This is a genomic window from Nocardia sp. NPDC051030 (assembly GCF_040683015.1).
Taxonomy (GTDB): Bacteria; Actinomycetota; Actinomycetes; order Mycobacteriales; family Mycobacteriaceae; genus Nocardia.
This window is the reverse complement of the sequence record NZ_JBFBCD010000006.1, coordinates 23,346-48,211: the sequence shown is the minus strand read 5'-3', so window position 1 is coordinate 48,211 and position 24,866 is coordinate 23,346. Positions and strand designations below refer to the sequence as shown.

The 24,866-nt window shown below is 65.2% G+C and carries 21 protein-coding genes and 1 pseudogene; 8 read left to right on the top strand and 14 right to left on the bottom strand.

Annotated features, from left to right (window positions below; genetic code table 11):
• Nucleotides 1-9: 9 nt before the first annotated feature.
• Nucleotides 10-1,656 carry a hypothetical protein gene (locus AB0N05_RS21180; RefSeq protein WP_364696721.1) on the bottom strand — a complete coding sequence of 549 codons (1,647 nt, stop codon included), beginning with the start codon at nt 1,654-1,656 and terminating at the stop codon, nt 10-12.
• 229 nt (nt 1,657-1,885) lie between these two features.
• On the opposite strand from AB0N05_RS21180, the gene AB0N05_RS21175 reads away from it, so the two are divergent.
• The 3 genes from AB0N05_RS21175 to AB0N05_RS21165 are packed head-to-tail and all read left to right on the top strand — an operon-like array spanning nt 1,886 to nt 5,245.
• Nucleotides 1,886-3,160 carry a VCBS repeat-containing protein gene (locus AB0N05_RS21175; RefSeq protein WP_364696718.1) on the top strand — a complete coding sequence of 425 codons (1,275 nt, stop codon included), beginning with the start codon at nt 1,886-1,888 and terminating at the stop codon, nt 3,158-3,160.
• Nucleotides 3,161-3,218: 58 nt separating this feature from the next.
• Entirely contained in the window at nt 3,219-3,413 is a 195-nt protein-coding gene (locus AB0N05_RS21170; protein ID WP_364696715.1) for a hypothetical protein, read from the top strand.
• 38 nt (nt 3,414-3,451) lie between these two features.
• On the top strand, nt 3,452-5,245 hold the full coding sequence (locus AB0N05_RS21165) for a long-chain fatty acid--CoA ligase (RefSeq protein ID WP_364697889.1): 1,794 nt from the start codon (nt 3,452-3,454) through the stop codon (nt 5,243-5,245).
• Between the two features lie 851 nt (nt 5,246-6,096).
• Here the strand turns inward: AB0N05_RS21165 and AB0N05_RS21160 are convergent.
• From AB0N05_RS21160 to AB0N05_RS21105, 12 genes are all read right to left on the bottom strand, one after another.
• Nucleotides 6,097-7,386, bottom strand: a complete 1,290-nt coding sequence (locus AB0N05_RS21160; RefSeq protein WP_364696712.1) for an acyl-CoA dehydrogenase family protein — start codon at nt 7,384-7,386, stop codon at nt 6,097-6,099.
• Nucleotides 7,387-7,416: 30 nt separating this feature from the next.
• Nucleotides 7,417-8,157 (bottom strand): glucose 1-dehydrogenase, encoded by a 741-nt coding sequence (locus AB0N05_RS21155; protein WP_364696709.1) that lies wholly within the window; start codon nt 8,155-8,157, stop codon nt 7,417-7,419.
• The gene (locus AB0N05_RS21150) at nt 8,154-9,593 is read right to left on the bottom strand and encodes a cytochrome P450 (protein WP_364696706.1); all 1,440 of its coding nucleotides are present in this window, start codon (nt 9,591-9,593) and stop codon (nt 8,154-8,156) included. Before AB0N05_RS21150 ends, AB0N05_RS21155 begins: the two co-directional genes overlap by 4 nt.
• A gap of 48 nt (nt 9,594-9,641) precedes the next feature.
• Nucleotides 9,642-10,133 carry a helix-turn-helix domain-containing protein gene (locus AB0N05_RS21145; protein ID WP_364696703.1) on the bottom strand — a complete coding sequence of 164 codons (492 nt, stop codon included), beginning with the start codon at nt 10,131-10,133 and terminating at the stop codon, nt 9,642-9,644.
• Nucleotides 10,130-10,645, bottom strand: coding sequence for a flavin reductase family protein (locus AB0N05_RS21140; protein ID WP_364696700.1), 516 nt, complete (start codon nt 10,643-10,645; stop codon nt 10,130-10,132). The genes AB0N05_RS21145 and AB0N05_RS21140 overlap by 4 nt, the downstream gene beginning before the upstream one ends.
• Nucleotides 10,642-11,796, bottom strand: a complete 1,155-nt coding sequence (locus tag AB0N05_RS21135) for an acyl-CoA dehydrogenase family protein (RefSeq protein WP_364697887.1) — start codon at nt 11,794-11,796, stop codon at nt 10,642-10,644. Before AB0N05_RS21135 ends, AB0N05_RS21140 begins: the two co-directional genes overlap by 4 nt.
• Nucleotides 11,797-11,840: 44 nt before the next feature.
• Complete coding sequence (locus AB0N05_RS21130; protein WP_364696697.1) at nt 11,841-12,524, bottom strand: nitroreductase family protein; 684 nt, start codon at nt 12,522-12,524, stop codon at nt 11,841-11,843.
• A 97-nt stretch (nt 12,525-12,621) separates the two neighbouring features.
• A complete protein-coding gene (locus AB0N05_RS21125; protein ID WP_364696694.1) occupies nt 12,622-14,223 on the bottom strand; it encodes an acyl-CoA synthetase in 1,602 nt (533 codons plus the stop codon).
• 86 nt (nt 14,224-14,309) lie between these two features.
• Nucleotides 14,310-15,179 (bottom strand): SDR family oxidoreductase, encoded by an 870-nt coding sequence (locus tag AB0N05_RS21120; protein WP_364696691.1) that lies wholly within the window; start codon nt 15,177-15,179, stop codon nt 14,310-14,312.
• Between the two features lie 82 nt (nt 15,180-15,261).
• Nucleotides 15,262-16,137, bottom strand: coding sequence for a MaoC/PaaZ C-terminal domain-containing protein (locus AB0N05_RS21115; RefSeq protein WP_364696688.1), 876 nt, complete (start codon nt 16,135-16,137; stop codon nt 15,262-15,264).
• 21 nt (nt 16,138-16,158) lie between these two features.
• On the bottom strand, nt 16,159-16,599 hold the full coding sequence (locus AB0N05_RS21110) for an SRPBCC family protein (RefSeq protein ID WP_364696685.1): 441 nt from the start codon (nt 16,597-16,599) through the stop codon (nt 16,159-16,161).
• 43 nt (nt 16,600-16,642) lie between these two features.
• The gene (locus tag AB0N05_RS21105) at nt 16,643-17,848 is read right to left on the bottom strand and encodes a lipid-transfer protein (RefSeq protein WP_364696682.1); all 1,206 of its coding nucleotides are present in this window, start codon (nt 17,846-17,848) and stop codon (nt 16,643-16,645) included.
• 154 nt (nt 17,849-18,002) lie between these two features.
• Between AB0N05_RS21105 and AB0N05_RS21100 the strand changes: the two genes are divergently transcribed.
• The 4 genes from AB0N05_RS21100 (at nt 18,003) to AB0N05_RS21085 (ending at nt 21,863) form a co-directional block, all read left to right on the top strand.
• Nucleotides 18,003-18,641, top strand: coding sequence for a TetR/AcrR family transcriptional regulator (locus AB0N05_RS21100; RefSeq protein WP_364696679.1), 639 nt, complete (start codon nt 18,003-18,005; stop codon nt 18,639-18,641).
• Nucleotides 18,642-18,714: 73 nt separating this feature from the next.
• A complete protein-coding gene (locus tag AB0N05_RS21095; RefSeq protein ID WP_364696676.1) occupies nt 18,715-19,497 on the top strand; it encodes an SDR family oxidoreductase in 783 nt (260 codons plus the stop codon).
• A 60-nt stretch (nt 19,498-19,557) separates the two neighbouring features.
• On the top strand, nt 19,558-20,694 hold the full coding sequence (locus AB0N05_RS21090; RefSeq protein WP_364697885.1) for an acyl-CoA dehydrogenase family protein: 1,137 nt from the start codon (nt 19,558-19,560) through the stop codon (nt 20,692-20,694).
• A complete protein-coding gene (locus tag AB0N05_RS21085) occupies nt 20,691-21,863 on the top strand; it encodes an acyl-CoA dehydrogenase family protein (RefSeq protein WP_364696673.1) in 1,173 nt (390 codons plus the stop codon). Before AB0N05_RS21090 ends, AB0N05_RS21085 begins: the two co-directional genes overlap by 4 nt.
• Nucleotides 21,864-22,420: 557 nt before the next feature.
• Here AB0N05_RS21085 and AB0N05_RS21080 read toward each other — a convergent pair.
• Nucleotides 22,421-23,395 (bottom strand): 1-acyl-sn-glycerol-3-phosphate acyltransferase, encoded by a 975-nt coding sequence (locus AB0N05_RS21080; protein ID WP_364697883.1) that lies wholly within the window; start codon nt 23,393-23,395, stop codon nt 22,421-22,423.
• 290 nt (nt 23,396-23,685) lie between these two features.
• Between AB0N05_RS21080 and AB0N05_RS21075 the strand changes: the two are divergent.
• A pseudogene (locus AB0N05_RS21075) lies at nt 23,686-24,816 on the top strand (permease); the annotation flags it as partial.
• Nucleotides 24,817-24,866: the final 50 nt, after the last annotated feature.

Below are 24,866 nucleotides of genomic sequence, written 5' to 3'. Positions count from 1 at the left end.
GACCGCTCATCAGGCCCCACCGCTCGCGAGCATTGCGATGTCGGTTGCCGCGAATTCGGCGGTGGTGTGCGCGGCGACAAAGTCGGCGATGTGATCGCTGACCGGTTCCGGCGAGCCGTCCGGTCGCGGAGTCGCGAAGGGGATGTCGTCGTGGGCGTATCCCGGAATCACGTGTGCCACACCGGTGTTCATCAACGGTATGTACGGGGCGAGCGGGACGTGGCTTTCGAAGACCGAGAGCAGCGGTTTGGCGCGCATGCCGCGTTCGTGCCTTATCGCCGCGAGGTCCCCGCTGCGTACGCCGAGTAGCGCGAAGGTCTGATCCAGGGGAAATCGAACCGGGTGGTAGGGCTCGACGGCGCTGCGTGGCCCTCCGGCCACGGCGCGGGCGGTCGCCGCGAAGTCGGCCGGCTGGCCCGGTCCCGGTTCGTTGCGCCAGGAGTACAGGTGGCCGCGGTCGGCCGGTGCGACCAGCGGTCGATACCCGAACACGAACGCCACGGGTCCGCGCAGCACCGGTACCCGCCACAGCCAGGCCGGTGCCGGGAAGCTCCGCGTTCGCACCGGTCCGTCGAGCGCGCCGATCCCGATCCGTCCGATATTGGGCGTGACACCGGAGCCGATCCACATCCCGAATTCGGCAGCGCAGGTGAGTCTTCGATCGAGTGGATCGGGACGACCGGTGCGGGCCTGCCGCAGCGTCGTGGCGGAGAGCAGGCGCACCAGCATCCGCCACGGCCCGTGCAGATCGCTCCCCTCGACCGATTCGGTCACCCGCCGCAGCAGGTCCCCCTCGGCGTGCGGCGTCAGATGGGCGTACAGACCGAGCAGCCGGTTGACCTCGATCGCCATGGTGGACAGGCGCCCCGAGGATCGGTGCAGACGCCCGGCACGCAGGGCGCGCACCACCCACGGATAAGCCAGACCGGCGGCAGCGGTGAACGGTGCCGACAGCACCCGCAGCGCGGTATTGCTGCGCAGTCCGAAGTGGCAATCCAGCGGTGTGTCCAGGGCGATGAACCCTCGGCACATGTCGTGTCCCGGGGTGCCGTCGAAGTCCCATGAGCCGAAGGCGGCGGTCACCGACGCGCCACCGGAATGCCCGCCCAGGAACACCTTTCGCCGTCGGACCTGGGAGTCGGGGATCTCCCGTACTAGGATTTCGTGCAGATCACGCACCACTCGGGCGAATCCGAGTTCGGCCAGAAACGGCTGTTCGCCGCCGGACCGGAACCCCTCGAAAGCCCGGCCGGCGACGGTGGCCCCGCCGAAGTAGTAGTCGAATGCGATGTCGGGGTCGTTCGCGGCGAGCGCCGCCATCACCCCGGTCGGATCATCGGCGCCTTCACTGCGCCGCGCCAGTGCCCAGAACTCGACCACCCGCCCCTTGTCCGCCGCGGCGAGGACACTGCCGCGAGCCACGCCGTCCAGGGAATGCGGGCCGAGGAAATTGCCGGGCTGGATCACCAGGATGGCATCGGCATCCTCGGCTCGATCCGGACCGTCGGCCAATCGGTATCGCAGATAGGCGAGCCGGTCGAGGCGTTCGGGATGCGCCGGGAAGTCTTGCGGTAGTGGGGAATACAGTTCCACGAGACTGACCTGGATCCGGCCGTCACAGTAGATGGCTTCCTCGCTGCGGTCGGTGGCGTTCACCGGCTCGATCCAAGAACATGACGGCCCCGGTTGACCAGGTGATGAGAGGCCGCGATAGTGATAATTTCCGCCGTCGGCAACCACTGGAAGCCGGTGGCCGAAACTATCACGTGTTTGACTCCGCATATCCTGGCCACAGCCCGGCCCGGCGAATACCGTCGCTTCTCCAAGTAGGGGACACGACGAGGAGGTCGATGTGGGTCGCTGGGGTACGAGGACGTTGCGGACGGTGGTCAGCACCGTGGCGCTGGCGGGAAGTGCCGCAGTCGGCATGTCGGGAGCAGGACCCGCGACAGCCGCGGCACCCATCTCCTTCGCTCCGGCGCAGTTCCTCGACACCGCCTCGGGCGTGCCGTTCGTGGTCAAGGCCGCCGACTTCAACAACGACGGCAAACCCGACCTCGCCACCTGCGACATCCTGCAATTCGGCTGGGGCGGCATGTCGATCCAGATGAACTACACCGAACCCGGCTCGACCACTACGCATTTCGGTGGCCCTTTCCAATTGTCGGGCGTACCGGTCAGCCTGGGCTGCGATGTCGCCGACTTCAACGGTGACGGCAAGCCCGACGTGGTGGCCGCCGACGCCAGCAAGCTGGCCGACGGCGGTGTCAACATCATGCTCAACCACACCGAAGACGGCGCTGCGCAACCGGAATTCGGTCAGCCGCAGAAGTTCGCGGGCGGACTCATGCCCATCTGGACACTGACCGCCGATTTCAACGGCGATGGCAAACCCGACCTGGCGGTCGGCAACACCCTCAACGTGGGCGTCAACGCGATCGACATCTACCTCAACAACACACCGGCTGGGGCACAAGAGGTTTCGTTCACCGGACCGTTCTTCTTCAACGGCGGCATGTGTGTGGAAGGCATGGCAGCGGGCGATATCAATGGTGACGGAGCGGTCGATCTGGTGGTCGGCGAAACCGTCTCCAGCACGGTCACCGTGCTGATGAACCGCACTTCCAAGGGCAGCATGGTGGCCGACTTCCAATCCAGCGAGACGGTCTTCCCCTTGGCGACCTGGGTCACCCTGCACGACATGAACGGCGACGACCGCCCGGATCTGCTGACCAACATCGGATTCTTCGGCACGCCGCTGAACGGGTTGTGGACCTCGGTCAACAACACCGCCGCGGGCTCCATGACACCGAACTTCCAAGGATTGCTCGACGGCGCGAAGGGCCAACCGGCCGGCGGGTGGGCCACCGAAGGCACCGCGATCGCCGACTACGACGGCGACGGCAAACCTGATGCCGCCATCGCCAGCCCGTACATCAATCCCCGCAATCCGGTGACGGTGCTGCGCAACACCACTGCCGACGGTGCACAATCGCTGACCTTCGACGCTCCGGTGATCGCCGGGGACGCGGGCTGGGCGCCCAACGGCATCGACACCGCGGACTTCAACGGCGACGGCAAGCCCGACATCGTGACCTCCCAATTCCTCAGCCTCACCGGCGGGCAGGGCCTCGCCGTGCTGATCAACACCACGCGATGAGCGCCACCAGGAAGCTGGCCCGCTTCAACAAGCGGGTCACCAATCGGATCCAGGGAAAATGGGCCTGGCTGGTGCCATGATCTACCGCAACAACGGCGACCGCACCTTCAGCTTCATCGAACATCACACCATCGGACTCGGCTCTCAGGCCGGCGAGGCCGCCAGCTTGCACAACGACCGGCGACCCGACCTGATCACCATGGGCGCACTCTCCGAATCCGTTGCGGTACTGGCCAACAGGACGCCCCGATGACGGTGACCGAAACCGACAACTCCCGGAGATATCTACCCATGCGTGAATTCAGTGTGCCCGCCAGCTACGTCATCTCCGACGACCAATGCATGGCCGACGCGGTCACCCGTAACGAGCGTGAACACCCTGATTCGGTGTGTTTCCTGACCCCGACCAGCGGAGGGGACTGGTCGGAGGTCACCGCCGCCGAATTCGCCAACCAGGTACGCGCCGTCGCCAAGGGACTCATCGCCTCGGGAGTGCATGTGGGCGATCGGGTTTCGCTCATGTCCGACACCCGCTACGAGTGGGTTCTGCTGGACTACGCGATCTGGTTCGCGGGCGGCGTCACGGTCGCCATCTACGCCTCTTCGGCGGCCGAACAGGTGCGATGGGTGCTCGAGGATTCCGGATCCGAGCTGCTGATCGTGGAGCAGGCCACCCACGCTGCCGTCGCCGCGGAGGCATCCGAGGGTCTGCCGCTGCGCGAGACACTGCGGATCGACGGTGGCGCGATCGCCGAGTTGATCACACGCGGTCGAGAAGTCCCGGACACCGAATTGACCTCCCGGCGGGCACAACTCGGTGCCGCTTCGGACGCGGTGCTGATCTACACCTCAGGCACCACCGGCAAGCCGAAGGGCGTACCGCTGACCCACGGCAACCTGGGCGCCATGGCCGCCTGCGGTCCCGCCCGGCTACCGTCCTTCACCGCCCCCGGGTCGCGGACGTTGCTCTTCCTGCCCATGGCCCATATCCTCGCGCACGCGATCTCGTTGGCGGCCTTCGAGAATCGCGTAATCGTCGCCCACACCAGCGACTGGTCCAACCTGCCCGCACAATTCGCGATCATTCGCCCCACCGGTGTGCTGGCCGTGCCGCGCGTGTTCGAAAAGCTCTACAACACCGCGAAACAACTCGCGCACGACAGCGGTAAGGGCCGGATCTTCGACCGCGCCACTGATATCGCCGTCGCCTGGAGTCGTGCCCTCGACACCGGCGGCCCGAACCTGTGGCTGCGCGCCGAACACGTCCTGTTCGATCGGCTCGTCTACGGCAAGCTGCGCGCGATCCTGGGCGGCGAATGCGCCTACGCTCTCTCCGGCGGCGCACCCCTGGGCGAGCGCCTCGCGCACTTTTACCGTGGCGTCGGCGTCAGCATCGCCGAGGGCTACGGCCTCACGGAGACCACCGCCGCAATCACCCTCAACGGCCACGAAACCGGCAATCAACGCCTCGGCAGTGTCGGACAGCCCTTCCCCGGACATGACGTTCGCCTCGCCGACGACGGCGAACTACTCGTACGCGGACCCGTTGTGTTCCAAGGCTATTGGCGCAACCCGCACGCCACCACCGAATCGTTCACCGACGGCTGGTTCCACACCGGCGACCTCGCCGCCATCGACTCCGACGGCTATATCTGCATCACCGGCCGCAAAAAGGAGATCATCGTCACCGCAGGCGGCAAGAACGTGTCCCCGGCCCTGCTCGAAGACACCCTCCGCGCTCACCCCCTGATCAGCCAATGCATGGTCATCGGTGACGCCAAACCCTTCATCGCCGTTCTCATCACCCTCGACCGCGACGCCCTGCCCGGATGGAGGCACCGCCACAACGTACCCACCGCAACGCCACTGCTGGACCTGATCTCACACCCAGACCTGATTGCCGATATCGACCAGGCCGTAGCCGCCACCAATGCCCGCGTCTCCAAGGCCGAACAAATCAAGCGAGCCCATATCCTCGATGCCGAATGGACGCAGGAAACCGGCGAACTCACCCCGAAACTGTCCCTCAAGCGCCCCGCCGTCCTGAAGCGCCACGAAGCCGACATCGACGCAATCTACGGCTGATACCAAACACTCGAGCAGAGCCATCCCCCGTTGCGGCGGTAATCGCAACGGGAAATCGGCCTCCACAACCAAATGCCCGCCGAGAAGATGCTGGTCGGTACCGTTCCCATCCATATTGTGCCCCGCCGAGGGCACCACCTAGCCTGACCTTTCCCCCAGGTCAGGCTAGGTACCCATTTTTGTACCCAATCCCGGATCAGACAAACGCCACGTCACAGGTCGCAGGTTCGCACCATTGGGGGTTGCTGTCAGCTAACTCCCCAGCTCAGCGGCCTCTACAAAACAGGATAGCTAGTCCAGCGGCCGACACCCTCCTGAGAAAATCTCGGCCCACAACGGCGTCGAGTTACAACTCGAGCTAAACCAGACCGCTCCCGCTGTGGCGTCGATCTGCGACCGATGCCCACACGGGCCGTACTGCGTAATGAACCTCCCCGGGTTTTGACCTGCCCCAGGATTGGTTACCTGCCCGGATGTGAATCCCAGGCGGTGATGGACTGGTTTTCGCAGCGCATCTCGTGCTCGATCGGCGACACATAGGACCGCCCACTCCAGCGAGCGGCACGGGCGCTGCATTGAACAGTTCTCACGGCACCGCCGACCCGCGCAGACGGTCGGCGTGCGACTTCGATCCTTCGGCGGCGATAGGGGAAGCGGTTGATAGGTGGTCAGCAGGAGCTGGATGCGGCGGTAGAACTCGGAAGCGGGGACGCCGAATTGTTCGAAGATATCCGCTTCGGGGCCGCCCCTGTAATCGACCCATGCGACGGCGAAGCGGAACATGTCGTCGGCGGTTCGACCGAAATCGCTGCTCCAGTTCAGGGTTCGGGTTTGGGGTGCGCGTGGAAACGTCAGAGCTGCCCCACTCGGTGTTCGAGCCGTGCCGCGACGTGTGCACGTGCCTTGTCTCGTAGACCGGGCAGGTGACCCGAGGGCCACAGGCCGTCGTGCGGTGCGTATTCCGCGAGAACTTCCTTGGCGACGGTGATCTTGTGCACCTCGGTGGGCCCGTCGACCAGACCCATGATCTCCGAGTAGAGCAGCATGTCCGCGAGCGGCATTTCATCCGAAACACCTAGTGCACCATGCAGATGCAGCGCGCGCTGGGTGACGTCGTGCATCACCTTGGGCATGGCCGCCTTGATTGCGGAGATGTCCTTTCGCACCTTCCGATAGTCCTGGTATTTGTCGATACGCCAAGCTGTGCGCAGGACGAGTAGCCGGAACTGTTCCATCTCGATCCAGCTGTCGGCGATTTTCTCCTGCGTCATCTGCAAGGCGCCGAGAGTGCCATTGCGGGCCGGGCGGCTGACCGCGCGCTCGCACATGAGGTCGAAGGCTTTGTTGATCTGCGCGACGGTGCGCATCGCGTGGTGCACTCGTCCACCACCGAGCCGGGTTTGCGCGACCGCGAACGCGCCGCCCTGGGGTCCGAGCAGGTTTTCGGCAGGTACGCGCACATCGGTGAATCGCGTGTAGGCCTCGTGCTCACTGAATCCGTGCACAGTCACATCGCGAACGATCTCCGCTCCCGGCGTGCGGGGATCGACAATGAACATCGACATCCCACGGTATGCACTGACTTCCGGGTCTGTCACCGCCATCACGATCCAGAAGCTCGCGTGCCGAGCTTCGGAGTTGAACCACTTCTCGCCATTGATCACCCAGTCGTTGCCGTCCTTGACAGCACGGGTGGTGAACAGGGTCGGGTCCGAGCCCGCGTGTGGTTCGGTCATCACATAGCAGGAGCCGATCTCACCGTCGAGCAGCGGTCGCAGGTACTCGGCCTGCTGCGCGGGAGTGCCGTAGTGGGCGAGGATTTCGGCATTGCCGGAATCGGGGGCTTGGCAGCCGAAGATCGACGGGGCCCATACCGAGCGACCCAGAATCTCGTTCAGTAGCGCCAACTTCAGCTGCCCGAATCCCGGGCCACCGAGCTCGGGCCCGAGGTGGCACGCCCAGAGGCCACGCCGCTTCACCGCGTCTTTCAGCGGCTGCGTGTACGACATTGCGGCCGTATCGCTCTTGTCGAACGGGTTCTTGAAGACGAGATCGAGCGGCTCGACCTCGGTGCGAACGAATTCGTCGGCCCAGTCGAGTTCTCTTTGAAACTCCGGATCGGTGTCGAAATCCCAAGCCATAGCGATGTTCCTTTTCGGTTGATAGTCGACCTACCGCATGCCGCCGTCCAGGCGCAGGATCGCGCCCGTACAGAACGACGACGCGTCGGTGGCGAAATACAGTGCGGCGCCGACGATGTCGCCCGGATCCCCCACCCTGCCCAGGGCGAGACCGGCTTCCAGTCGTTCGCGCAACCCGTCCGGCCAGCCCGCGGCGATGTCGGTGGCGAAGGGACCGCATTGAATCGCGTTGGTCCGCACCGTCGGCCCGAATGCCTGCGCGAATCCCTCTGTCAGAGTGTTGAGTCCGGCCTTGGCCGCGGCGTAGGGCAATGCTTGCCCATCGGCGCGGATCGCTCCGATCGAGCTGATATTGATGATCGATCCGCCCGGTCCCGAAGCCATCCGCGTGCCGATCACCGACGTCAATCGGAAGGGCCCCTTGAGATTCACGCCGATAACCTTGTCGAACAGTGCTTCGCCGACCTGATCCAAGCTCAGATACAGGGGCGAGAGTCCGGCATTGTTGACCAATACGTCGACGCGGCCGAACTCGGCGTAGACCGCTTCGATCAGTGCGTCGCACTGTGCCCAGTCGCTGACATTGCATGCCACCGAAAGAGCTCGTGTGCCGTACTTTTCGCGGATCTCGGTCGCCAATCGCTCACAGCTATCCAGCTTGCGGCTGGCGATCACGACGTCCGCACCCTCGGCAGCGAATGCTTCGACCATCGCCTTACCCAGCCCGCGACTGCCCCCGGTCACCACGACAACCTTGTCCCGCAGCTTCATGAGGTCGCGCTCCGTGCGGCATCGACCGGCGCGGCAACGAAATCGATCGGAAGGCCGTCGGACGGAACTGGTCCGGTCCCCCACACCAGCGGGACGTCGTAATCGTCCGGGACGCTCCACCGATAGCCCAGCAGCATCTGATGCATGATCGCCTTGACCGTCATGCCTGCGAAGTAGAGGCCGATGCATTTGTGCGCGCCCGCGCCGAACGGGGCCCAGGCGTAGCGGTGACTCTTGTCCTCGGCCCGCTCCGGCGAGAATCGTTCAGGGTCGAAGGTATCCGGATCGTGCCACCATCTGTCCAGCCGCATATTGGCGTACGGCGGGACGATGACCAGGGTATCGGCGGGGACGAACTGCCCGAGAATCTCTGTGTCCTTGACGGTTTCACGGAAGTGCACGCCGACGGGCGCGTTCATGCGCAGCGACTCCCGGAACACCAGATCCATCGACGGCAGCTGGTCCAGGTCGTCGTAGTCGAGGGTGGATTTGCCGAGCGCCAGCGATTCCGCGCGCAGCCGGTCCTGCCACTGCGGGTTCTTCGCGAGCTGATAGGTCATCATCGACAGTGCGATGGTGCTGGTGTCGAATGCGGCCAGCAGCACGAAGATCATGTGGTCGACGATGTCCTGGTCGGAGAAGGTATGCCCCTCCTGACTTGCGGTGCGGCACAGCACACTGAACAGATCATTGCTGTCGCTGGATCGCTTGACGGGTAGTTCGCGCCGGAAATATTCTTCGAGCACCCGCCGCCCGCGCAGCCCCCGCGACCAGGATCCGCCCGGCGCATTGGTGCGAACGATGGCGGTGGCGCTGTGGACCGTGTCGATGAAGGCTTGTTCGATGCGCGTGGATTCGGGTCCGAGGTCGGAGCCGAGGAATACCTCGGTGGCTATGTCCAGCAACAGTTCTCGACTTCGCACATAGAACGGGAACCCGGATCCCGGCTCCCAAGAATGTATGCGGCGCTCGATGGCAGGGGTGGTGATGTCGAGATAGCCAACCAGCCGCGGGCGGGTGAAGGCCTGTTGCAGGATGCGGCGGTGATACTTGTGGTCATCGAGATCGCGCAGCAGGATGCCGCCACGGAAGAACGGGCCGATGGCGAAGCCGTAACCCCGCTCCGCGGAGAAGGCCTTGTCCCGGTCCAACAGTACGGTTTCGGCCGCTTCGGGCCCCACCGCCAGTACGGCGGATCGGCCCGGCCCGCCGATCCAGGAGACCGGCCCGAATCTATCGAGCTGTTGCTCGATCAGGGCCACCTGATCGCTGATCATGTTCAGCGAGAAGCCGATTCCCGGTGGTCCGTGGCGGCCGAGCACGGGGGCCAGCTCGCTACCGGGCGGTGGCGTGGCCAGCGGACGGACGGGCGAGGGATATCGCTCGGCCAGCCGTGCGCCGGCGGACTGCAGCTGCTTGGTCAGTGTCGAATACATGGTTCCTCTTTCGCGCCATTGCGAACGGACGGCCATCGACCGGCTCGCCTAGGTCTGAATGTCGGGCTCGGTGTCCGCGAACGCCGGTCCGGGTTCGGCGGTGACATTGTGGGTATTGATCTCTTTGCCGCAGGTCCGGCAGATGAGAGCGGGATCGATCGGCTCGCCGCACTCGTGGTGGCGGAGCACGATCGCGGGCCCCTCCGGAGAAGCGAGATAGGTGTCGCCCCAGTGCGTGAGCATCACCGCGGCCGGGAACAGATCGCGGCTGGCCTGCGTGGCGCGATACTCGAAGCGCTCGGGATCGTCCTGGTAGCGGACCCGGTCGAGCAGTCCCGTCTCGACCATCATCGAAAGCCGCGCCGACAGTGTCGGTCTGGGGATGCCGAGGTTGCGGGCAAACTGCCCGAAGCGGCGCACGCCGTACACCGACTCGCGCAGGATCAGCAGTGTCCACTTGTCCCCGAGCAGGGCGAACGCGCGCGCCCCGGCGTCGGCGTGAAAACGCTGGGTGAGGTCCTCGGCCGGATTGTTGCTCACTGCTGGTCCTTTCGGCGTGGGACGAGATCCCAGAAGCGCCGGTCCGCGTGGACCGCTGGGACACCGTCGCGACGCAGCGCGACGGCCTCGATTCGTGCGATGAGTATGGTGTGGTCCCCACCCTCGGTGATATCGGTGGTGGAGCACTCCAGACCGACCAGCGCACCCTCGAGCACCGGCAGGCCGCTCTCCGGGTCGGCGTGAAATTCATTGCCGCCGAACTTGTCCGCACCACTGGTGGCGAATCGGACCGCGAGTTGCTCGTGTTCGAGTCCGAGCACATTGACCCGAAACCTCGGCGCCGCACGGAAAACCGGGTGGCAGCGCGCGGTGCGGGCGAGGCAGACCAGGATCAAGGGCGGATCCATCGACAGTGCGGTGAAGGAACTCGCGGTGAACCCGAACCACCGACCGGACTCGTCCGCGGTGGTGACAATGGTGACGCCGCTGGCGAATCGGGCCATCGCGTCGCGGTAGTCGGCGGCGGCGACCATGGCGCTGTCCACGGTCACAACATCGCCGTCGCGGTCGGCTGACCGAGCAGCAAGCGGCCCGGCAGCTCCCAGGAGGCGGGATTGACCTGCACGTGTGCGGTGATGGCGTGCGCGTCCCGGAAGCGCCGCTGTAGCGGTGAGCGGTCGTAGATGGCGGTGCCACCGCCGAGGTCGTACATCGACTTCGCCACTTCGGCACCGGTTTTCGCGGCATGTGTCGCCGCCAGCCGCAGCCCGGCACGCAGCTCCAGTGAGACGGGCTCCGGTGATTCGGCTGCCACCCAGGCCCGTTCGATCGCGTCGTAGAAGAGTGCGCGCGCGGCCCGCAGCGCGGCCTCCGCCTGTGCGACCTCGACCCAGGTGGCGGAGCGTTGCGCGAGCGTCTTCGACGATCCCACCGCGGACTTGCCCACTGCCAGCCCGGACAGGTCGTCGATCGCGCCGCGCGCATTGCCGAGCGCGACGGCCGCGACGGCCTGTGCGAGAAACGCGACCACCGGATACCGGTACAGCCTCGCGGTCGAAACCGGCTGATCGAGCAGCGACATGCTCCGATGTTCGGGTACGAACACGTCTTCGGCGACCACGTCGTGGCTGCCGGTGCCGCGTAGGCCACTGGTATGCCAGGTATCGAGAACGCGAATCTCTTTGCAGGACATCCCCATCGAACGGATCGACGGTGCGTTGGTGTCGTCGGCTTCAACTATGCAGCCGCCGAACATATAGTCCGAGTGCATGATTCCGCTGGCGAACGCCCATCGGCCGGAAACGCGGTAGCCGCCGGGTACCCGGCGAGCCGTGCCGGTCGGCGCGCCGACTCCCGCCGCGACGGCGTACGGATCACCGAAGATCTCACCGGCACCTTCCAGGGGCAGCCATCCCGCCAGCAGGCTGCAGGTAGAACCGATCGCGACGGACCAACCGGCCGCCGCGTCACCGACGGCGACAGTCTCCGCACACGCCAACAACACCGCGGGCGGGGCCTGTGGACCTGTTATGGTCGCGGGCGCACCCATTCGAAACAGGCCGGATTTGCGGAATCGATCCAGGAGTTCGGTTGGCAGACAACGCTGCTGCTCGATGTCCTCGGCTTGGGCGCGGGCCAGCTCGGCCAGTTCCGCAGCCGCCCGCTCGAGCTCGTCGATCGAAATCGCGGAGGTGTCGGTCATGGTGTTCTCCAGAATCGATTGCCGGTTCATGCCGATTTCCGCGCTCATGTCGCCGTCCCGTCGTTGCCTGCCGCGCCCTGCGGCTCGGGTGCCCATCGGGTACCGAACCGGTCGCGGAACGCGAGTTCACCCGGCGGTCGGCGCGTAATCGGACCGTGCCCGCGACCGACGGGATATCCGATCGGGATCATGGCTGCGGTCCCCCACTCCGGCGGTACCCCGAGTACTTCTTTCACCGCGTCTTCGCGCAGGCAGTGCAGCGTGGTGAGAGTGCAGCCGAGTCCTTCGGCGACGCACGCCAGCATGAGATTTTGAATGGCGGGATACACCGACCCACCACCGACCACGCTGACCCGGTCCAGGGCCATATCGGTGATCGCCATGCGGCGCGGATCGAAGCAGAACACCAGAATCGCCGGTGCGTCCTGCAGGTGTGCGGCCAGATAGTTCCCGGCATCCAGATTCCGCTGGAATGCCGCGCGGGCCTGTGCGTCCTGCGGCGCATGTGCCGCGTACCCCGCCGAATACCGTTCCCATTCGGGTCGGTAAATATCGGCCAGTGCCTGCTTGACCTCCGGCGCGGTAGCCACAACCACCCGCCAAGGCTGCACGTTCCCACCCGACGGAGCCCACGCCGCGGCCTGCAGCACACGCTGAATCACCTTGTCCGGCACCGGATCCGGCTTGAGCCGGCGAACCGCGCGCAGTCTGCTCATCGTCTCGTACACGTCGTGCTCCTATCGCCCTCGATCGGTGTCGGAGAGATCCCGATGGACGGTTCAATCTCTTTACTGGTAAGAATTCTTTACCTTGAAACGGCTGTAGTCAAGGTTCCAGCAGAACTCGTTTGAGTACCTTGCCGGTGGTGTTGCGGGGCAAACGATCGAGGAAAACGACATCGCGCGGGACCTTGAAGCGAGCGAGGTGGGCGCGGACGTACTCACGAACGTCTTGTTCGGTGAGGGACGCACCCGGGCGCAGCACTACGAAGGCCCGCAAGCGCTGACCGTGGTAGTCGTCGGGGATGCCCAGGGCGGCCGCTTCCAGGATCGAATCGTGTTGGGCAAGCAGCTCTTCCACCTCGGCGGGGAAGACATTCTCGCCGCCGGATACGATCATCTCGTCATCCCGGCCGTCGACGAACAAGCGACCGGCCGCGTCGAAATGACCTACGTCCCCGGAGGACATGAGGCCGTCGAGCATTTCTTTGCCGCCGCCACCGGTATAGCCCTCGGCCTGGACTGCATTGCCGACGAAGATTCGTCCGGTCAGGCCCGTCGGCTGCGGAATGCCACGGTCGTCGACGATGCGGACCACCGCGCCACGGACCGGGCGGCCGACACAGCCGGGTGCCACCGCCAAATCATCCGGGGTGGCGATGCTGGCATAGGCGACCTCGGTCGAGCCGTACACGTTGTACACGACCGGACCGAACGCAGTGGTGGCCCGCACGCACAGATCCGCACCCAGGGCCGATCCCGCCACGACAATGACTCGGAGACAGGACAGGTCCAGGCGGGCACGGGCCTCGTCGCCGAGGTCGAGCAGACGCCGCAACATGATGGGAACGACGATCAGGGCGCTGGCCCGGTGCTCCGCGATCCCGGCCAAGGTGGCGGCGGGGTCGAATCTGCGCCGCACCACCAGGGTCGAGCCGAACGTCACCGCCAGCACGGCGTGTGTGAAGCCGAGGGTGTGGAACATCGGTGCGGCGCACACGGTGACCTCGCCCGCCCGGAACGGCGCGCGTTCCAGGAGCATGCCGAGCGGTGCCAGGGAACGCGGCTCCGGGCGCGGCGCCCCCTTCGGGGTGCCGGTGGTTCCGCTGGTGAGCAGGATAATACGGGGTGGCACAGTAGGTTTCGGTGGCGCATCGCGCGGGCTCGCCGCGATGAGGGCGTCGAGGGTGTCCGCGCCAGGGGCCTCCATCCAGGCGCGATACCGCCCGAACCGCGGGACGAGGTCACCGAGCAGCTCGGTGTATTCATCGTCGTGGACGAGCAGGTCCGTACCTTCCCGCTCGGCCACCTCACGAATCTGCGGTCCGGCGAAATCGGTATTGAGCAGGATGATTCGAGCCCCGCACTTGGCGGCGGCGAATACCGCGCGATGAAATCCGCGATGGTTGCGGATCAGGATGGCCACACCGTCACCGGCTCGCAATCCTCGTGCACGCCAGGCATTCGCGAGCGCGTTGGTGTCGCCGTCGAGTTCGGCGAAGCTCACCGATCCGAGCTCATCGATGAGCGCGGCACGGTCGCCGAAGCGTTCCGCCGCCACCGACAGCCCGCCGCCGATCAGCCCGAAGCGGCGCACTCCCGCCGCCATCCGGGCGATCCGTCGCGGCGATTCCACGGTCAGCACACCGGCTTTCACGCACTGCCGCAGATACTGCGCCTCGTCCCAGGCCCGCCGCACGATGCTCATCACCGGACCTCGATCCGATGCCGATAGTCCGGGACACTGTGCGGGCCGTCGATAACGACGCTGAAATCGTCCATGGTCTTTGCCGCTCAGGCCAGTTGCTCGGCGATATTGTCGATCGACCAGGGACCTTCGGTCTCGATGGTCTTGGTGTGGTGCCAGCCGCCGAGCTCGGAGATGGCGCCACCCTGCACCGCGAAGACCTTGCCGTTGATCGGGCAGTCCGCGGTGGCCAGGTAGGCCACCATGGGAGCGATATTGGCGGGCGAGAAGTAGTCGAAACCACCCTCTTCCAGCTGTGCCTCGAGGATCGCACCCATACCGGGGGTCTGGAGGGTGAGCCGCGTACGGGCCATGGGCGCAATGGCATTGACGCGCACGCCGTAGCGTTCGAGCTCGTCGGCCGCGACCTGTGTGAGCGCGGCGATACCGGCCTTGGCCGCACCGTAATTCGTCTGGCCTGGATTGGGCAGGGTGAGACCGGAGCCGGAGGCGGTATTGATCACCGCGGCACTCGGCTGATTTCCGGCCTTACTCTGCCTCTTCCAGTACTCGGCGGCATGGCGCAGCACGCAGAAGTGGGCTTTGAGGTGCACCGCGATGACAGCATCCCAATCGGCCTCGGACAGCCCCGCCACGAAACCGTCGCGCAGGATGCCCGCATTGTTGACGACCACATCCAACTGGCCGAACTCCGCGATAGCCTGTTCCACAAGTACTTTGGCGCCGTCCCAGGTCGCGACATTCTCGGTATTGGCGACGGCCCGGCCGCCTGCGGCGCGGATCTCGTTCACCACGTCTTGGGCGGGACCGGCGTCCGCGCCGTCTCCGCCGGTAGCGCCACCGAGGTCGTTGACGACAACGGCCGCGCCCTCCTTGGCGAACAGCAGTGCGTGTTCACGGCCGATGCCGCGGCCCGCACCGGTGATAACTGCTACGCGTCCTTCGAGTGCTCCCATGATGGCAGCTCCTTTACTGAGAGAGTTTTTGTGAAAAGTGCCGTGGCCCACGCGTATCCCGTGTGCCACGGCGGCACTGTGATCAGCCGATCGCGGCGACGTCGACGATCACAGCGAGTCCGTCTTTGACCACGACTTCGCCGTTCACCGTGGTCTCGAATTGGTATGCGGTCTCGCCGTTTTCGGAGCTCCGCCGCCAGATGACGGTCTCCATGGGCTGCCCCGGCAGCACCGGCTTGGCGAACCGCACCGCGAATCGCTTGAGCCGTCGCACATCCGAAGCCGCGACCGTGGTCAGCACCGCCCACGAGGTGAACGCCATGGTGCAGAGACCGTGGTTGATGATGCCCGGCAGGCCGAGGTCCTTGGCGACCTCGTCGTCCAGGTGGATGGGGTTCGGATCGCCGGAGGGCCCCGCGTAGCGGAACGTCTGATCCTGATCCACCTGCTGGGCCACGGTGGCGACCGGCGGTTGCGCGCGCAGGGTCTCGTCGAACCGATGCGCGGGGGCCAGGGTGCCGATCGTCTTGCCCGCGTTGATTCCTCGCGCGAAGGAGGTGACGTACTGGGTGCCGACCAGTTCACCGTCCACGGTCCGGGTCTCGAGCAGAGTCGTTGCCGCGGTGCCGTTGTCCAGGCCCTCGTAGCCGGTCATCTTCGCGCGGGTGAGCAGTTTGTCGCCCGGTCGCAATGCGCGAATGTAGTGAAAGTCCTGCTCGCCGTGCACGATTCGCGGGATAGCTGCGATGGGAAACACATCGAATGCGGGGGCGATCATCGTCTCGAAGACCGGGACGATACTGAAAACGGGCGAGGCGATATCACCACTGCGGTGTGCCTCGATGGGATCATTGGTCGCGGCCGCGTAGTCCGCGATCCGTTCCCGGGTGACCTCGAAGCTCTCCTGCTCGGTCCAGATGTCGATTCCGCTGTCGTCGAACTCGTGATGTTCGGCCATGATCTGTCGCCGCCCGTCGAATCAGGCTGCGGTGGCGGCGAGTTCGGCGAGCTTGGCCAGGCTCTTGTCGAGCTGTTTGGCACCGTCCTTCTCGGCGGCCTTGCCGAGCGCGCCCTTGATCAGCGCACCCTCGAAATCACCGCTGACGGTGACCGTGGAGCCCGCCGCGGCCGGGGCGATGGCGAAGCTGAAGCCGCACTTCACACCCGCCATTCCGGTGCCACCGAGCACAAGCAGTCCGGGAGCTTCGACCGTGCCGACGGTCCACTCGATCTTGTTCGCCATACCCAGCATGAGGATTTTGGCTACCAGCTTCGCGCCGGTCTCCAGAGTGGCGGGCGGCTCCTCCAGCCAGTGTTCGTGGATGGAGAACCAGTCGCTCCAGGTGGCGGGGTTGGAAATAATGGCGAACAGCGCCTCGGGGGTGGCGGGCAGTTCCCTGACGACCTCGATGTGTCCCATTGTTGTACTCCTCGTTCGAATTTCGGTGGTGCGAGTCGGTGAATCAGTGCTCGGCGCGCTGATAGGCGGTGACAACGGCGGCCCCGCCGATGCCGATGTTGTGTTGCAGGGCGGCGGTGACATCGGCGACCTGACGCTTGTCGGCGGTGCCGCGCAGCTGCCAGGTGAGCTCGGCACATTGCGCCAAACCCGTTGCGCCCAAAGGATGTCCCTTGGAGATCAACCCGCCGGAGGGGTTCACGACCCACTTGCCGCCGTAGGTGGTCTGTTCGTCGTCGATGAGCTTGGCGGCCCCACCCTCGGGGCAGAGGCCCAATGCCTCGTACAGCAGCAATTCATTGGCGGAGAAACAGTCGTGCAGCTCGATGACCTGGAAGTCCTCGGGACCCAGACCGGCTTGTGCGTAAACCTTTTCGGCCGCTTGCCTATTCATGTCGTAGCCGATGACATTGCGCGCGGTGCCGTCGAAGGTGGAGGCACTGTCCGTGGTCATGGCCTGACCGACGATCTCGACGGCCTGTGCGGCAAGGCCGTGCGCCTCGACGAACGACTCGCTGACCACGATGGCCGCGGCCGAGCCGTCCGAAGTGGGTGAGCACTGCAGCTTGGTCAACGGCGCGTACACCTCACGCGAGCCGAGGATGTCCTCCAGCGAGTACGCGTCCTGGAACTGCGAGTACGGATTGTTCACCGAATGCTTGTGGTTCTTGTAGCCGATCTTGGCGAAATGCTCGGCGGTGGTACCGAACCGCTCCATGTGTTCACGCCCGGCGCACCCGAACATCCAAGGCGCGGGTGGAAAGTGCGCCTCGTACTTCTCGAGCAGCGCGTTCAGGAACGGCATGGCCGGCTGTTCACGGTCATTGAAGGTCGAGCCCAGCGAACCCGGCTGCATCTTCTCGAAGCCCAGGGCCAGTACGCAGTCGGCCCGGCCGCCGCGAATGGCTTCCGCTGCCAGGTACAGCGCGGTGGAGCCGGTCGAACAGTTGTTGTTCACGTTCACCACGGGGATGCCGGTCATGCCCAGCTCGTAGACCGCGCGCTGGCCGGAGCAGGATTCGCCGTACACGAAGCCGACGTACGCCTGCTCCACCAGGTCGTAGGAGATACCCGCGTCCGCGAGCGCGCGGGTACCGGATTCCTTGGCCATGTGCGGGTAGTCCCAATCGGTGCCGTCTTCGTTCTTGCGGCTACCGGGCTTTTCGAACTTCGTCATTCCGACGCCGACCACGAACACTCTGTCCGTCATGACGGACCTCCTTGTCCTTCAGTGAATCCGCGCCGTCGCAAGGTTGATAACGCGTGTGATCACAGTAGGGTTGATAACATACGTAGTCAATATCTGGCCCTGTGACTCAGGTCACCAATCGACGGCGACTAGGGTGAGCGGAAAGGAGGCGGTGATGACAACGACATCGGACGATGCCGAGCCCAAGGGCATGTGGCTGGGCACCACGAAAGACGAACGGCGACAGTCACGCCGGACGGGCCTACTGGAGGCAGCACTCGAGATCGTCGGCGCGGAAGGCAGTGCCGCCGTCACGGTGCGCTCGGTCTGCCGCCAATCGAGCCTCACCGCCCGCTACTTCTACGAGAACTTCGCCAATCGCGAGGAACTTCTCGCCGAGCTCTACCGGCAACTCGCCGCCGAAGCCCAGATCACGCTGACCGAATCGCTGAGGAACAGCGGTGGCGAGCCCGCCGCACAGGCTCGCGCGACGGTGGAAGCCTTCGTTTCCTTTGCCCTGGACGATCCCCGCAAGGGGCGCATGCTGCTGGTCGAGCCGTTGCGCGATCCGGAACTGAGCGCCCTGACCATCCTGACCACACCGACTTTCACCAAACTTGCCATGGGCCACCTCCCGCCCGGCACCACCCGCACCAAGCAGGCGCTCATCGCGACCAGCCTGGCCGGCAGCCTCGGCATCGTCTTCGCGGCTTGGCTTTCGGGCAATATCAAGGCTTCCCGCGAAGAACTCGTCGACCACTGCACCGAATTACTCCTGGTCGCGGGGCTCGGCAGTCGGGTGCTCACCGACTAGCGAAGCGGGCACGACACATTCCCGCTCAACACTGGGCCTTGACATTGATAACGGGTGTTGTCAGCATTCGGGAATGAGTAGTTCGTCTACAGCTCCCACCGTGCTGGATCGATTTCGCCTCGAGGACAACGTGGTTGTCATCACGGGCGCTTCGTCCGGGCTCGGCGTCGCCTTCGCGCAGGCGTGCGCGGAGGCCGGAGCCGATCTGGTACTGGCCGCGCGACGCACCGATCGCCTGAAAACGACTGCGGCACTGGTCGAAAAGAGCGGACGGCGGGCACTGATCGTGCCCGCAGACGTCTCCGAACCCGAGGACGCACAGCGGATCGCCGATGCCGCCGTAGCCGAATTCGGGCGGGTGGACGTGTTGATCAACAATGCCGGAATCGCCACTGCCGTACCGGCATCCCGCGAAACCCCCGAACAGTTCCGGCGCGTCATCGACGTGAATCTCAATGGGGCGTACTGGGTCGCACAGGCATGTGGGCGCGTCATGCCCCGCGGCAGTTCGATTCTCAATATCTCCAGTGTCGCGGGCCTGATCAGCGGGCAGCTGCCGCAGGCCGCGTACGCGGCCAGCAAGGCCGGGCTCATGGGCATGACCCGCGACCTCGCCGTGCAGTGGACCGGGCGCAAGGGAATCCGGGTGAATGCCCTTGTCCCCGGTTACTTTCCGACCGAGATGGGCGAGCAGTACCCCGAGGGGTATCTCGACTCCCACCTGCCGATGCTGCCCGCAGGACGCGCCGGTGACCTCGCCGAACTCGCCGCTTGCGCCGTATTCCTCTCCAGCCCCGCCGCGGGCTATATCACCGGCGCGACGCTCGTCGTCGACGGCGGACTGACCATCATCTAGCGAAGGACAATTCTCGTGCCCGCACCGATCGACCTCGACGCACTTGTCGAGGAGTTCCTCATCGCACATCCCCCGAACACCACTGCCCCCACCGACTTTCACCGCGCCCGCTTCGACGCGGGGCTCGCGTGGGTGCACTTCCCCGCCGGGTTGGGCGGCCTCGGTCTGAACCGGGACTTCCAGGCGCACCTCGAAGACCTGTTCACCGCTGCCGGCGCACCGGTAGTCGCCCCGGTGGCCAAGGCCATCGGCTACGGCATGGCCGCGCCCACCATCGCCATGCTGGGCACTCCCGAACAGCGGCAACGCTTTCTGCGCCCGCTGTTCACCGGCGAAGAGGTGTGGTGCCAGCTCTTCAGTGAGCCCGGCGCGGGCTCGGACCTCGCGGCACTGGCCACCCGCGCGGTGCGCGACGGCGAGGACTGGGTGATCGACGGGCAAAAGGTGTGGACCTCCTACGCGCATGCCGCGCGCTGGGCCCTGCTGGTGACGCGCACCGACCCGAATGTGCCCAAGCACCAGGGGTTGAGCTATTTCATCTGCGATATGACCGACCCCGGTGTCGAGGTGCGGCCACTTCGCCAGCTCACCGGTGAGGCCGAATTCAACGAGGTCTTTCTGACCGGGGTACGCATCCCCGACGCCCATCGCATCGGCGGTGTGGGCGCGGGTTGGGCGGTGGCGCAGGCGACGCTGATGAACGAACGGGTGGCTATCGGCGGCCGTGCGCTCCCCCGCGAATCCCTGCTGATCGGCATTGTCGCGGAACTGTGGCGCAAACGCCCCGAACTGCGCACCGCCGAACTGCACGATCGACTCACCAAACTCTGGGCCGATGCCGAAATACAGCGCCTGACAGCCGATCTCGCACGTCAGCAACTCGCCGCGGGCACCCCCGGCCCGGAGGGTTCGGCCGTCAAGATCCTGTTCTCCGAACTGAACCAGGCGATCAGCGGTTTCGAGGTGGAACTGCTCGGCGAGGAAGGTCTGCGCTACGACGACTGGACCATGCGCAGACCGCTGGAATCCGAATGGCAAACGCGCGGAGCGGGATACCGCTACCTGCGTACCAAGGGCAATTCCATCGAAGGCGGCACCTCGGAGATCCTGCGCGGTGTCATCGCCGACCGAGTTCTGAACCTCCCGCGCGAATCGCGCATCGATACCGCCATCGCCTGGAAGGACGTACCACGATGACCACCACACCGAACCTGCTCTACAGCGATGTGGAGGACCAACTTCGGGCCAGCGTCCGCGATCTCCTCGCGGTGCGCAGTCCCGCATCGACCGTACTGGCACGCTGCGAATCCGAGTCGTGGTACGACACCGAGCTGTGGCGCACCCTCGCCGCGCAGGTGGGCGTGGTCGGCCTGCTCGCACATGACCTCGATGAAACCGGCGGCACGGCAAGAGAAGTCGCCGTCGTCATGGAGGAACTGGGCGCATCCCTCGCCCCGGTCCCGTTCCTCGGAAGTGCCGTCCTGGCGACCACCGCCCTACGGAACCTCCCCGCCGCCGACGACACGCTCGCCGCGCTCGCCGCGGGCAATTGCGTAGGTACACTGGCCATTCCGCTATCGACCGCCCCGAACCAGCCCTTCCCCACCACCGTCACCCGTATCAGCGATACCCTGGACGGTCGCGTCACCAGTGTGGTCGATCTACCGATCGCGGACGTCATCGTGGTACCGGCACTCGGCCCCGACGGTCCCGAACTACACCTCATAGACACGACCGCGCCGGGGGTTCACATCACCCCGGTGACCACACTCGATCTGACGCGGCGTCTCGCAGATCTCGACCTGACCGAAGTGTCCGCTCGAATCGTCGCCGGACCCGACCTCGCCGAAAGCTCTTTACAGACAGCTCTTTCCACCGGCGCTGCGCTACTGGCCAGCGAACAGGTCGGCCTCTCCGAACGCTGCCTCACCAGCACCGTCGAATACACCCGGACCCGCATCCAGTTCGGCCGCCCGATCGGTTCCTTCCAAGCCGTCCGGCATCGGCTGGCCGACGCCTGGATCGAGGTCGTCTCCGCCCGCGCCGCGGCCCGTGCCGCAGCCGACGCCATCGCCACCGCTGCTCCCGACAGCCCGCTGCTGACCGCGCTCGCCCAAGCGCACTGCTCGACAGTGGCAGTATCCGCCGCCGAAACAATGATCCAACTGCACGGCGGTATCGGCATGACCTGGGAACACCCGACCCACCTGTACCTCGGCCGCGCGAAAAGCGCCGCGCTCAGCCTCGGCACACCCGCCGAACACCGTCGCCAACTCGCCGTTCACGCTGGTCTGCCCACCCCGAACCCACGACCACCTAGCCAACGGCCCCCATCTGACGGTGGAGTGCCGCGCCACCTACCCTGACGACTCACAGTCAGGATCAGAATCGGCAGTTCACCAACCGAGTCCGCATCGAACGCATCGGTTCGGGTAGGGCCATCCCCCCGAACAAGCGCCGAGTAGATGCCACCATCGACAACGGCCATCACGTGGAAGGTAAGCGATGTGGCATTAGCCATTGGTTCACGGCCATCGACTTCCTACGTCCGTCTAGCACAGAACGCCCAGACTGCCCGGCCCTTGTATGCGCAGCACGGAGCTTGCTCAAATGGCGCAACCGTCCACTATCGCACCGTGGACTCGTGGACCCGCACATGAAGAGTAGTGCGCCATCACATCCCAGACACCCACCGTGGCCGAGGCAGCCCCTTGGGCCGATCTGCGTCGGTTGCCACGCCGATTCCTCGTCGACGAACACCCTTCCTCCGAAGCCGTAGATCTCATATCCGGTGAGCCGCAGACAGCGGTCTTCGGCCATCGTTCGGGCGTAGATGTTGTGCCCGAATGTCAACGCTGAAGTCCAGCCTGGCGCAGGATTCTTGTGTCCGCCTCCCGCCATGCGGGACACGATTGGGAAAGCCTCAAGGGTTCAAGACGGCCACATCCACTGTGCCGGAACGGATCACCGAGGAGTTGAGCCATGCAACCTCGCCGACATTGCGCAATACCACCGGCACGATCGGAACACGCGCGGCCATCGCCATTCGGAACGCGCCATGGTGGAACGGCGCGGGACGTGCGGTGTAGGTCGTGGTGCCCTCGGGCGCGATGACCGCTGATCGGCCCTCGCGCAATGCCTCGATCATTCGGCGGAACCCCGCCATCCTGCCGATCATGGTGTCGCGGTCGATGAAGGTCGCGCCGGCCGTGCGGAAGATCGAGCCGATGACCGGAAGACTGTTGATCTCCCGCTTCGCGAGGATTGCCGCGTCACTCAGATGCCGGAACAGGTGCGCCAAAATGACGAAGTCGGCGTTGCTTTGATGGTTGAAGATGAATACCGCCGGTCCGAGGGTGGTGCCCACCTCGTGCGCTGCCGCGAATTGCTTTACCGCAGTGACCTTTTCGTCGCGGTGCAGGACGGGTCCGGCCAACCGCCCGGTCAAGGTCCCGTCATCGGATTGCAGCTGGGTACAGACGATATGGCTGATACCGAGCTGGTCCGCCGCTTCCTGGACATGGAATCTGGTCAGGGTGGACACCAAAACAACGGTATGACCGGCATTTTCATGCGCACGGACCAGTGGCCAGACCTCCATGTAGAGATGACCGCCCATCATCTGGCGGAACAACCGCCGCCCGATATCGTCCAACTCGCTCTCGGCATGACCACACCACGTTCGCCGCACCCGCCGTTCCATCTGTTCGATATCGACCGCCGACCGCTCACCGCTCACACCTTCCAGCAGTGACGCGGCCAACCGGCGATCCCGGCGACTGCCACGGCCCACCTTGCGATACGAGCGGACACCACGGAACCGACAAATCAGTGCGTCGAAGTCGAAAACCGCCGCCACGGTCGGCCCCTGCGGCCCCGAGCGGATGACCCGAACCATGTCAGATACAGCCGAATCGTTCATCCTGAGCCACCCCCGACAATCGCCGATACCCGACACTGGGACGAAACATCAAGCGGCAGTGCTTATTTCAATCATCATATGATATTCCGTCGCCACACACGGCCGGATTGGCGAGCTTCGTCGAGGATGACCACATACCCTCGGCGGGACCGATCCCAACCGGACCGACGGCGCGTCGCAGTTGACTACATACCCAGTGGGGGTATAGTTTCTGCGACGAGGCGGCGACCGGAACGGCCGCTCGCACCCAACGAGACGAGGTGTGCGTGAACGCGATCGGGCATGCACTGGCATTGGCCGGATCGATGACCTGGGAGATCCTGTGGGCGTTGATCCTCGGCTTCGCACTGTCCGCGGTCGTGCAGGCAGTTGTCCGCAAGTCGACGATTCTGCGGCTGATGGGCGATGACCGGCCACGCACCCTCGCCGTATCGGCACTTTTGGGTGCAGCCTCCTCATCGTGTTCGTATGCCGCTGTGGCGCTGGCCCGTTCGCTGTTCCGCAAGGGCGCGAACTTCACCGCAGCGATGGCGTTCGAGATCGGCTCCACCAACCTCGTCGTCGAACTCGGCATCATTCTGGCCCTGTTGATGGGCTGGCAGTTCACCGCCGCCGAATTCGTCGGCGGGCCGATCATGATCGTGTTGCTCGCGGTGCTGTTCCGCCTGTTCGTGCGCTCCCGGCTCGTCGACGCCGCCCGCGAGCAGGCCGAGCGCGGTGTCGCCGGCTCCATGGAAGGCCATGCCGCCATGAACATGTCGGTGACTGCGGAGGGTTCGTTCCTGCGTCGGCTGCTCTCGCGGCAAGGTGTCACCGCGGTCTCGCATGTGTTCGTGATGGAATGGGCCGCCATTCTGCGCGACCTCGTCATCGGCCTGCTCATCGCCGGTGCGATCGGCGCGTGGGTACCGGACACGTTCTGGCAGAGCTTCTTCCTCACCGACCATCCGCTACTGGCCGCGATCTGGGGCCCGATCGTCGGACCGCTGGTCGCGATCCTGTCCTTCGTCTGCTCGATCGGCAACGTGCCACTGGCTGCGGTGCTGTGGAACGGCGGCATCAGCTTCGGCGGCGTGATCGCATTCATCTACGCCGACCTGCTGATCCTGCCGATCCTCAATATCTACCGCAAGTACTACGGCACCCGCATGATGCTGACCCTGCTCGGCACCTTCTACGCCGCCATGGTGGGCGCCGGGTACCTCGTCGAAATTCTCTTCGGTGCAACAAGTCTCATCCCACAGGAGCGCAACGCCATGGTGATGACCGAAGGCATCAGCTGGAACTACACCACCTGGCTCAATATCGCCTTCCTCATCCTCGCCGCGCTACTGGTCGCATTCTTCGTGCGGACCGGCGGGATCCCGATGCTGCGGATGATGGGCGGCAGTCCGGACGACGAGCACAGCCATGGTCACAGCGAAGACGACCATTCGATGCCGGACCA

What these genes read in the sequence shown, in the direction of transcription:
- AB0N05_RS21170 (WP_364696715.1), top strand. Translation starts at nt 3,219, where the DNA reads ATGGGCCTGGCTGGTGCCATGATCTACCGCAACAACGGCGACCGCACC.
- AB0N05_RS21165 (WP_364697889.1), top strand. Translation starts at nt 3,452, where the DNA reads ATGCGTGAATTCAGTGTGCCCGCCAGCTACGTCATCTCCGACGACCAA.
- AB0N05_RS21160 (WP_364696712.1), bottom strand. Translation starts at nt 7,386, where the DNA reads ATGGCTTGGGATTTCGACACCGATCCGGAGTTTCAAAGAGAACTCGAC.
- AB0N05_RS21155 (WP_364696709.1), bottom strand. Translation starts at nt 8,157, where the DNA reads ATGAAGCTGCGGGACAAGGTTGTCGTGGTGACCGGGGGCAGTCGCGGG.
- AB0N05_RS21150 (WP_364696706.1), bottom strand. Translation starts at nt 9,593, where the DNA reads ATGTATTCGACACTGACCAAGCAGCTGCAGTCCGCCGGCGCACGGCTG.
- AB0N05_RS21135 (WP_364697887.1), bottom strand. Translation starts at nt 11,796, where the DNA reads ATGACCGACACCTCCGCGATTTCGATCGACGAGCTCGAGCGGGCGGCT.
- AB0N05_RS21125 (WP_364696694.1), bottom strand. Translation starts at nt 14,223, where the DNA reads ATGAGCATCGTGCGGCGGGCCTGGGACGAGGCGCAGTATCTGCGGCAG.
- AB0N05_RS21120 (WP_364696691.1), bottom strand. Translation starts at nt 15,179, where the DNA reads ATGGGAGCACTCGAAGGACGCGTAGCAGTTATCACCGGTGCGGGCCGC.
- AB0N05_RS21115 (WP_364696688.1), bottom strand. Translation starts at nt 16,137, where the DNA reads ATGGCCGAACATCACGAGTTCGACGACAGCGGAATCGACATCTGGACC.
- AB0N05_RS21110 (WP_364696685.1), bottom strand. Translation starts at nt 16,599, where the DNA reads ATGGGACACATCGAGGTCGTCAGGGAACTGCCCGCCACCCCCGAGGCG.
- AB0N05_RS21105 (WP_364696682.1), bottom strand. Translation starts at nt 17,848, where the DNA reads ATGACGGACAGAGTGTTCGTGGTCGGCGTCGGAATGACGAAGTTCGAA.
- AB0N05_RS21100 (WP_364696679.1), top strand. Translation starts at nt 18,003, where the DNA reads ATGACAACGACATCGGACGATGCCGAGCCCAAGGGCATGTGGCTGGGC.
- AB0N05_RS21095 (WP_364696676.1), top strand. Translation starts at nt 18,715, where the DNA reads ATGAGTAGTTCGTCTACAGCTCCCACCGTGCTGGATCGATTTCGCCTC.
- AB0N05_RS21085 (WP_364696673.1), top strand. Translation starts at nt 20,691, where the DNA reads ATGACCACCACACCGAACCTGCTCTACAGCGATGTGGAGGACCAACTT.
- AB0N05_RS21080 (WP_364697883.1), bottom strand. Translation starts at nt 23,395, where the DNA reads ATGGTTCGGGTCATCCGCTCGGGGCCGCAGGGGCCGACCGTGGCGGCG.